Annotated in this window: 7 protein-coding genes; 3 read left to right on the top strand and 4 right to left on the bottom strand. The window is 63.0% G+C overall.

The window, feature by feature from the left end:
* The coding region (locus tag ABY403_RS09685; RefSeq protein ID WP_372840587.1) for a glycosyl hydrolase family 28-related protein at positions 1-1,988 on the bottom strand (1,988 nt) is incomplete at its 3' end.
* Positions 1,989-2,356: 368 nt separating this feature from the next.
* Entirely contained in the window at positions 2,357-3,934 is a 1,578-nt protein-coding gene (locus ABY403_RS09680) for a lysine--tRNA ligase (RefSeq protein ID WP_372840586.1), read from the bottom strand.
* A gap of 102 nt (positions 3,935-4,036) precedes the next feature.
* Here ABY403_RS09680 and ABY403_RS09675 point away from each other — a divergent pair, with 102 nt between their 5' ends.
* Positions 4,037-4,459 carry a tellurite resistance TerB family protein gene (locus ABY403_RS09675; RefSeq protein WP_372840585.1) on the top strand — a complete coding sequence of 141 codons (423 nt, stop codon included), beginning with the start codon at positions 4,037-4,039 and terminating at the stop codon, positions 4,457-4,459.
* 16 nt (positions 4,460-4,475) lie between these two features.
* On the opposite strand, the gene ABY403_RS09670 is transcribed toward ABY403_RS09675, so the two are convergent.
* Both ABY403_RS09670 and ABY403_RS09665 read right to left on the bottom strand, forming a co-directional pair.
* Positions 4,476-7,004, bottom strand: coding sequence for an ABC transporter permease (locus tag ABY403_RS09670; RefSeq protein ID WP_372840584.1), 2,529 nt, complete (start codon positions 7,002-7,004; stop codon positions 4,476-4,478).
* A complete protein-coding gene (locus tag ABY403_RS09665; protein WP_372840583.1) occupies positions 7,001-7,669 on the bottom strand; it encodes an ABC transporter ATP-binding protein in 669 nt (222 codons plus the stop codon). Before ABY403_RS09665 ends, ABY403_RS09670 begins: the two co-directional genes overlap by 4 nt.
* A gap of 43 nt (positions 7,670-7,712) precedes the next feature.
* Here ABY403_RS09665 and ABY403_RS09660 point away from each other — a divergent pair, with 43 nt between their 5' ends.
* Both ABY403_RS09660 and ABY403_RS09655 read left to right on the top strand, forming a co-directional pair.
* Complete coding sequence (locus ABY403_RS09660; RefSeq protein ID WP_372840582.1) at positions 7,713-8,357, top strand: arylesterase; 645 nt, start codon at positions 7,713-7,715, stop codon at positions 8,355-8,357.
* A gap of 100 nt (positions 8,358-8,457) precedes the next feature.
* Positions 8,458-8,895 (top strand): hypothetical protein, encoded by a 438-nt coding sequence (locus tag ABY403_RS09655; RefSeq protein ID WP_372840581.1) that lies wholly within the window; start codon positions 8,458-8,460, stop codon positions 8,893-8,895.
* Positions 8,896-8,922: the final 27 nt, after the last annotated feature.

Genomic DNA, 8,922 nt, shown 5'->3' with positions numbered 1-8,922 from the left:
CCCTCCATCACGATGTTGCGCATCCGGCCATAGTCCAGATCGGCAAAGGTCGTATCCACCTGCTCGATCCGGTCAACATTGCCGCTGACAGCGCGGAACACGTTGCCCGAGATGTTCAGCCCTTGGATGAAGTGACCGGCTCCGTAAGGTTTTACCGAGATCCAGCGGAACCACGGTGCCACGTCGATAGACACAAAGGTATTGCCGCTGATCGTCAGCCCACCGAACGAATACTGGGCGGCATAGTCGGGGTTAACCTCGTATTCATTGGTCCATTCGATCACTGAATTGTCGATGTAATTGCCCGTCACCGCGGTCTGCACATTGGGCCGTGTCAGCACCAGCCCGCCAAAGCGCACGCCGTTTTCTTCATTATCACCCTGAAACCAGTGATTGCCCACGATCAGATGCCCTGTGCCATGCGCGATCATGAAATGCGCAAAACGCACAAATCGGCTGTCACGCACCTTTACATCATTGCCGTTGACGTTGAGCGCGACGGTCGTGCGATCTTGCGCCCGCGCTTCCATCTCGTTCGAGAGGAACTGGCAGCGGTCGATCATCATGCCCTGACAGCCCCGCCCGATCGAGGTCACGCCGCGGTCGCGGGGCCGGATCACCGAAAGATCGCGCAGATGAAAGGTTTCGCCGCTGGGTGCCAGCATCGCAAAACTCGCCACGCCGTTGCAGAGAAACTCGACCTCGCTGATGCTAAAGCGGTCAAGCCGGTCCATGCCAGAAAAGTCGAGCATGTATTTGTAGCGCGTGAAGGTCAGCGTTCGCGTGCCCGAACCGCCGTACATCGGCTGCGAAAGCGTCAGTGTGCCCGCGCCCAAGTTAACCGCGCGCACATAAACCTCGCGTCCAACTCCGGCCCCGGTAACGTGCGAGCCCACCGCGATATTGGCGATATTGGCCACCGCCACCAATGTGGTCGGCTGCGAAACATCGTAGGTTGCGATCGAACTTACAGCGCTTGGCATCCACGCGGGGCCGTCGATTGCGTTCATCTGGCCATTTGCAATAACCCGGCGGCTGGAAAAGGTTGTCAGACCCGGTGCCAGTTCAGTAATTAGGATCGGTTCGATCACTTCCACCCGCCGCCCCTTGAGGTCGAGGATGTTGTGGTCATTGAAGTAGAACAACGCTTGCAGCGCCTTCTTGAAGCCGAGGTGCTCATCGCCAAAAGCGTCGGCATAGGTCGGGAAATCGTAGTTTTTCAATAAGAGCAGCCGCACGTCTGGTGCCATCGTTACGGTGCCCACAAACCGGACGGGCGTGTTGATCGAAAGGTTCGCGCCGATCCGGTAAACCCCGGCGGGTACCAGCAACTCGCGCCCCGCCGCTGCTGCATCGGCCGCCACAAAGGCGGCGCGGTCGTCAGTCAGCCCGTCACCTACCGCGCCGAAATCGCGCACATCGACCCAGTCCATAAGGTCGCGCAGAAAGGCCGAGGTGATATCTTCGATCTCGATATCGTCGATGCGCACCACGCCGTTGTTTGAACCGATCAGATCCAGCCCAAAATGGCCGTAAATCGGTGCCGTGCCCCACGGCATGTCCACCCCGCCACGCGCACCGGTGCCAATGATCGCCTGCACCGTTGCCACTTTGCCGTAGGCAGTCAGCACCACCGTGCTGCCAACCTCCGTCAGGCCCTCCACATGCTGATTGCCCGCCCCCATCGCATAGGCGGCAATGCGCACCGAAGGCAGGTTGCCGCTCATTGCCTTGACGCGCGCGGTCACGCGCAAATAGCAGCCCGGCAAAATGGGGGTCTGGCCCATATTGCGCAGCTTCTGGGTGGTGGAGGTTTTTACCAACTCGAGGCAATTGCCAAAGTCCTGATCCGCCGTCACCAGCGCGGCGTTGGCGGCCCCCTGATAGGTGGCCGATCCTGCGGTGCCATTTTCACTCGACCAGACGTCAAGCCCCAGATCAAATGCGGGCGGTGTCAGCACCAGCCCGTCGGTTATCGCCTTGTTCATGCAGCTTCCCCTTAGTGTTCCGGTCCGCCCCAGCGGCGCAGGGTCCGCATCAAGGCGCGAGGCGCGCGGGCGCGCGCCAAGGACAGGCTCCTGAAGGGAATACTCGTGCTGGGAGCCAGCCGGGTGCCTCTTGCCCCGGCGCAACCAGAGCTAGCAGTGGGGGTTAAACAAAGATTGACCGCAGCGCGCGCCCGCATGGCACGTTACGCCATGACCTTTGTTGCAACGGCGGGCCAAACTGCAAGCCAGCGTCCGGCGCATAGCATCGGCGCGGGCAACTGCCCGCGATCTGAAAGAGTATCAAGAGATGCACCACTCAAACGAGGGGGCGTGGGCGGGCGCGGAGGCTTTGGCGCGCTGGAACGGGCCTAGACCAGCCTTCCGTCCAGCGCCCGTTCGATCAGCGAAATCGTTTCCTGCACACCGTAAAGCGCGATGAAGCCGCCAAACCGCGGGCCTTGGCTTGCACCCAGCAGCACCTCGTAAAGCGCGGTGAACCAATCGCGCAGAGGCTCGAACCCGTGCTCGGTGCCCACCGCAAAGACCATCGTCTGCAACGCCTCGGCATCAAGCCCGCCCTGCCATGCCGCCAGCCGTGCGGACAGATCCACCAGCGCCGCGCGCTCTTTGTCTGACGGCAGCCGGAAAGTGCGCTCTGGCGCTACGAAATCGTGGAAGTAGCGCACTGCAAACTCTGCGGCACGGTCTAGATCGGGGTTGGACTCGGGGCTTGCCTCGGGCGCATAGCGGCGGATGAAGCCCCAAAGCGCGGTCTTGTCGGTGGCCCCGGAAACGCTGGCAAGGTTCAGCAGCATCGCAAAAGGCACCACCATGCGGCTTTCGGGCACGTCGCCGCCGTGAATATGCCAGACCGGGTTGTTCAACTGTGCGGCCACATCTTGCGTCGCATAAGCGCGCAACTGCTGGTGATATTCGTCCACCGCCTTCGGGATCACGTCAAAATACATCCGCTTGGCGGTTTTTGGCTTGAGATACATAAAATAGCTCAGCGACTCCGTCGAGGCATAGGTCAGCCATTCGTCGATCGACAGGCCGTTGCCTTTCGACTTTGAAATCTTCTCGCCGTTCTGGTCGAGGAACAATTCATAGGTCATGTGCTCGGGCGCGCGCCCACCCAGAACCTTGCAGATGCCGTCATAGATCGGCGTGTTGGTGGAATGGTCTTTGCCGTACATCTCGAAATCGACATCAAGCGCGGCCCAGCGTGCGCCGAAATCGGGTTTCCATTGCAGCTTGACCCGGCCACCGGTGACCGAAACCGTCACCTCTTCAGCGTCTTCATCGACATAAGAGATGGTACCCGCCTTGGCATCGACATTCGTCAGCGGCACATAAAGCACCTTGCCGGTCTTGGGGCTGATCGGCAGAAAGCAGCTATAGGTCTGCTGCCGCTCTTCGCGCAAAGACGCCAGCATGATTTCCATGATCGCATCATACCGCTCTGCCGCGCGCAGCAAAATCTCGTCCATCTTGCCGGTCTTGTAGTATTCGGTCGCGCTGGCGAATTCGTAGTCGAACCCGAACGTGTCGAGGAACCGGCGCAGCATCGCGTTGTTGTGGTCGCCAAAGCTCGCGTAATGGCCGAACGGGTCGGGCACAGCGGTCAGCGGCTTTTGCATATGCTCTTTCAGCATGTCGCGGTTGGGCACGTTTTCGGGCACCTTGCGCATGCCGTCCATGTCATCCGAAAAACACAACAGCTTCGTCGGAATATCCGAGATTATCTCGAAGGCCCGGCGGATCATCGTGGTGCGCGCCACCTCGCCAAAGGTGCCGATATGGGGCAGCCCGCTTGGCCCGTAGCCGGTTTCGAAAAGCACATAGCCTTTTTTCGGCGGTGCCTTTTCGTAGCGTTTCAGCACGCGACGCGCTTCCTCGAAAGGCCAGGCTTTGGAGTTCATCGCGGCTTCGCGCAGGCTTGTCATCGCACACCTCATCGCAGGCACCCCTTGTGCCCAGCGCATCCCCTATTGAACGGGGGGGCAATCGTCAATATTTTGCGGTAAGTTATACAAAGGAATACCCCCGTGCCCCAGGTTCTCGCCTCACTTTCTGCGCAAGACGCGCTGGTGGCCGTCATGGTCGCCATTTCTGTTTCAGATGAACGTATTCGCACCGCCGAACTCGTGGCGATCGAGCGCATGGTCAACCACATGCCGATCTTCGCCACCTATGACATCGACCGCATCCAGCGCGTCGCAAAAACCGTCTATGCGCTGTTCGAAGAGGAAGACGGGCTAGATGCGCTGTTCGGCCTCGTGCGCGACGCGCTGCCAGAGAAGTTTTTTGAAACGGCCTATGCGCTTGCCTGCGACGTGGCCGCAGCTGATGGCACCATCCGCGAGGGCGAACTGCGCCTGTTGGAAGAAATCCGCGACGAGCTTCGGCTCGACCGCTTGCACGCCGCCGCCATCGAATGGGGCGCGCGGGTGCGGCACCTGTCGCTCTAGCGCGATTGCGCGCGGGTCAATCCCGCGCGCGCAACACCTCGGCAGGCCGCGCCGCCAATGGCCGCAGCGCAAACAGCGCGCCCGCGCCCAGCGTCGTGGCCAACCCACCCAGCACGATCGCCAGCGCCGGAACCAGTGCGAAATGATAGTCGGCCTCCATCACCAAAGTCAGCACCGCCCAACCGGCAGCGGCACCTACGCCGATTGCCAATAGCCCCGCAGCGGTGCCCATAAGCGCCGCGCGCAGCGCAAACGAGGCAAGGATACGTCCGCGCGTGGCACCCAGCACCTTCAGCACCGCAGCTTCCCAAGCCCGCGCCCGCTCACCCGCGGCGGCCGCACCAATCAACACGACCAACCCAGTCACAAGCGTTATGCCCGCCGCCAGCGCAGTGGCCCGCGCAATGGCATCCAAAGCCCGCGTCACCTGCTCGATCGCATCGCGAATGCGGATTGCGGTGATGTTGGGAAAGGCCCCGCCGATATCGCGCAAAATTGCGGCCTCGGCCTCGGGTGGGGCATAAATCGTGGCGATGTTGCTGTGTGGTGCGCCAACCAGTGCGGCGGCATTCAGGCTCAGCACAAAGCCGATACCGGCAGTCGAAAAATCCACCTCGCGGAACGAGGTGATCTCGGCCACGATATCGCGCCCGAGCACGTTGACCGTCAAATGGTCACCCAGCACCAGCCCCAATTCACCCGCTTCCTCTGCCGCGACACTGGCTTGCGGCGGCCCGTCGTAGCCCGCCCCCCACCACTGGCCCGCCACGATCTTCGTGTCATCGGGCATTTCGTCAGCATAGGTTACGCCCCGATCGCCATTCAGCACCCAATGGCTGCCCGCCACCTCGCGCGCAGGCCGCCCGTTGATTTCGGTAATGACCCCGCGCAGCATCGGCGCGGTATCAAGCCGCGTCACCTCGGGAAAGGCCGCAAGGCGTTCCTTGAACGGTGTCAGCTGGTCAGGCTGAATATCAATCACAAAATAGGCGGGTGCCCGCGTCGGCAGATCGTTCTGGATCGCGGTCCGCAATCCTGCATCAACCTGCCCCACCGCAGCCAACACCGAAAGACCAAGGCCCAGCGACATGACCACCGCCACCGCTTCGCTGCGCGGCCCGCCAATTGCGGCCAAAGCAGCGCGCACACCCGGCCTGCCCCGCACAATGCGCCCGCGTGCGGCCATCCGCGCCGCCCGGCGCAGCATCCGCGCCGCACCCGCCAGCAACAACAACGCACCGGCGATGCCGCCCAGCGTTCCAAGCGCCAGCGACGGCACCCCGGAGAAATAGACCGACGCGGCCACCAGCACCGCCAGAATGGCGGCACTATAGCCGATCACCCCACGCGAAGGCAGTGCCCGCCGCCCCGGCCCAAGGTCACGAAAAAGCGCCGCCGCCTGCACCGCACGCATCCGCCCCAAGGGCCAGAGCGTGAACAGCATCGCCACCAACGCGCCATATACCGCAGCCTCCGCCAGCGCCCGCGGTGCCAGCGCAAACACCACAGGTATAGGCATCGCACGGGCGATCAGCGGCGCGGCAAGCATGGGCCCACCCGCACCAATCAACAACCCGATGGCAATGCCCAGCACCGCCAGCACCGCCAGTTGCACAGCGAACACCTCGACTATCAGCCCGCCGCTCGCCCCCAGCGCTTTCAGCGTGGCGATGGTTTCTGTCTTGCGCTCCATCCAATCGCGCACCGCGGCCGAAATGCCAACGCCGCCCACGGCAAGCCCGGCAAGCCCCACCAGCACCAGAAATGACCCGATCCGTTCAACGAAAACCTCAGCCCCCGGCGATGCGCGGCGGCTGTCTTGCCAGCGCATCCCCGCCCCGTCGAAATGCGCGCGCGCCTCGGCACGCATCGCAGCAAGGTCTTGGCCCTCCGGCAGCATCAGCCGATAGGCAGTCGAATACATCGACCCCGGCTCAAGCAGGCCCGACCCGTCTAGCGCCGCCGCGGCAACAATGGTGCGCGGCGCAAACCCGAACCCGCCAGAGGCGCTGTCAGGCTCGTGCACCAGTCGCGCCGAGACCACAAAGCGGTTCACGCCAAGCTTCACCTGATCGCCGACATTCAGCCCGATGCGGTCGGCCAAGACTCCGTCGACCACGATCCCCGGCACCCCATCCACGCCCGCCAAGGCCTCGGCAACAGTCATCGGCGGGTCAAGTTCGACCGTGCCGATCAGCGGATAGGCATTATCGACCGCCTTGACCATGGTCAGCCCGCGCTCGGCGGTGTCGCCTTCGCCCAGCACCAGCATCGAGCGGAAATCGATGATCTCCGATACTGCCGTGCTGCGCTCTGCCATCCAGACACGCTCGTCCTCGGTCGCAGCGCGGTAGCTGAACTCCAGTTGCGCATCGCCGCCCAACAACTCGGCCCCTTGCGCATCAAGCCCCGCTTGAATGGCCGCGCGCACCGTGCCCACGGCGGCAATGGCCGCGACCCCTAGGATCAAGCACAGCAGAAAGACACGAAACCCCGCAATGCCGCCGCGCAGTTCGCGCCGCGCAATCCGCAGCGCAAGCCTCATGGCGCCACCTGCCCGTCCGACAGATGCACGATCCGGTCGCAGCGCGCCGCGAGTTCCGGTGCATGTGTGACCAACACCAAGGTCGCACCGTGCCTGTCGCGCAGTCCGAACAGCAAATCCATGATGGCCGCACCGTTGGTTGCATCCAGATTCCCGGTCGGCTCGTCGGCCAAAAACAGCTTTGGCCGCGGCGCTGCGGCCCGCGCAAGCGCCACCCGCTGTTGCTCGCCACCCGAAAGCTCTGCGGGGTAGTGCCCGCCCCGCGCAGCAAGGCCCACCGCCACCAGTTCCTCGGCCGCGCGCCCAAAAGCATCGGCCACCCCGGCAAGTTCCAGCGGCAGTGCCACGTTTTCAAGCGCCGTCATCGTTGGAATAAGGTGGAAGCTTTGGAAAACGATCCCCATATTGTCACGACGGAAGCGGGCCAGCGCGTCTTCGTTCATCGCGCCCAGATCCTGACCCAAGGCCGTAACCGTGCCGGAGCTTGCCCGCTCCAACCCGCCCATGAGCATGAGGAGCGACGACTTGCCAGACCCCGAAGGCCCGACCAGCCCGACGCTTTCACCCCGCGCGATATCAAGACTGATGCCACGAAGTATTTCGATCGGCCCGGCATTGCCCGCCAACGTCAGTCGCGCGTCGCGCAGGCCCAGAACCGTCTCCATTACCAATGCCCTCTTCTCAATTGCCTCCAAGGCATATGGCGCTGTGCGGTGGCTGCGCAACCTCGTAGCCGTCACATTTCTGCTGGCAACTCCGGTATTTGCCGCGCCGCTGCAAATCGTGGCGCTTGGCGACAGCCTGACCCAAGGCTACGGGCTTGCGCCAGAAGATGGGCTGGTGCCGCAATTGCAGGCATGGCTCGTCGCTGCGGGGGCGGATGTGGTTGTGCAAAACGCCGGCGTTTCAGGCGACACGACCGCTGGTGGGCGCGCCCGACTCGAATGGTCGCTGGCGGGCGGTGCAGATGCGCTTATCGTCGCACTGGGCGGCAACGATCTGCTGCGCGGCCTGCCGCCCGAGGTATCGCGCGCCAACCTTGATGCGATTCTTTCCGAGGCCGACGCACGCGATTTGCCAGTTTTGCTGGTGGGCCTGCCCGCGCCTTCCAACTACGGCGCTGAATACCAGACCGCATTCGATGCGATCTTTCCCGATCTTGCTGCCGCACACGGCGCGCTTTTGCTGGAAAACCTGCTCGCCCCGATCATGGCGCTCAGCGCGCAAGAACGCAGCGCGCGCGAACTGATGCAGAGCGACGGCATCCATCCGGCCCCCGAAGGGGTTCAGATGGTGGTGGCGCAACTTGGGCCCAAGGTGCTCGACCTGCTGGCACAGGTGCCGCCGCGCTGACATCGCTTGGCAGCGTCAACGATGCGCCCAGTCAACAGCCGACGTTGACAGTCGCGGCCACGGCTGCGCAATCTGGCGCGTATTTCGCAGCGGAGAGATCATGCGCCCCCATAGCCAACCCGCGCTTGTAGCGCTACTTTCCGCAGCCCTGCTCGGCAGCTTCTTTCTGCCCGTCATTTCCATCCCGCTGCTGATGCAGATCACGCCGATCGCCACCTTGCAGGAGGTGGGGCTCGACGGTCTGGGCGATATGGGCCTTGCCGTGCAACTTTTCTTTGCATCCTATCCGCTGGCGGCATTGGTGCTGCTGCTCGCGCTGCTGCGCGCCTGCCCGGGCGTTCTGGCACTTGCTGCTGGGGCCGTTCCGATTGGCGTTACTACTTGGGCCGCCTTCAACGTCAACGACGAAATGCAACAGTTGGGCCTGCGGGCCAGTGCGCTTGATTTCGTAGACTTCCTTGGCAGCGGTGCCTACCTTTATATCGGTGCCGCGCTGGCGCTCGTTCTGATCGCCCTGTTCGACCGCACCCGCGCCTAGGCCTCAGTACCGGATGCCAAAGCGCGT

It is taken from the genome of Phaeovulum sp. (assembly GCF_041596715.1).
In the GTDB taxonomy this organism is placed as follows: Bacteria; Pseudomonadota; Alphaproteobacteria; order Rhodobacterales; family Rhodobacteraceae; genus UBA6213.
Note: the sequence above shows the minus strand (reverse complement) of the source record. Positions and strands in the feature narration are given on the sequence as shown.

What these genes read in the sequence shown, in the direction of transcription:
- ABY403_RS09680 (WP_372840586.1), bottom strand. Translation starts at nt 3,934, where the DNA reads ATGACAAGCCTGCGCGAAGCCGCGATGAACTCCAAAGCCTGGCCTTTC.
- ABY403_RS09670 (WP_372840584.1), bottom strand. Translation starts at nt 7,004, where the DNA reads ATGAGGCTTGCGCTGCGGATTGCGCGGCGCGAACTGCGCGGCGGCATT.
- ABY403_RS09665 (WP_372840583.1), bottom strand. Translation starts at nt 7,669, where the DNA reads ATGGAGACGGTTCTGGGCCTGCGCGACGCGCGACTGACGTTGGCGGGC.
- ABY403_RS09655 (WP_372840581.1), top strand. Translation starts at nt 8,458, where the DNA reads ATGCGCCCCCATAGCCAACCCGCGCTTGTAGCGCTACTTTCCGCAGCC.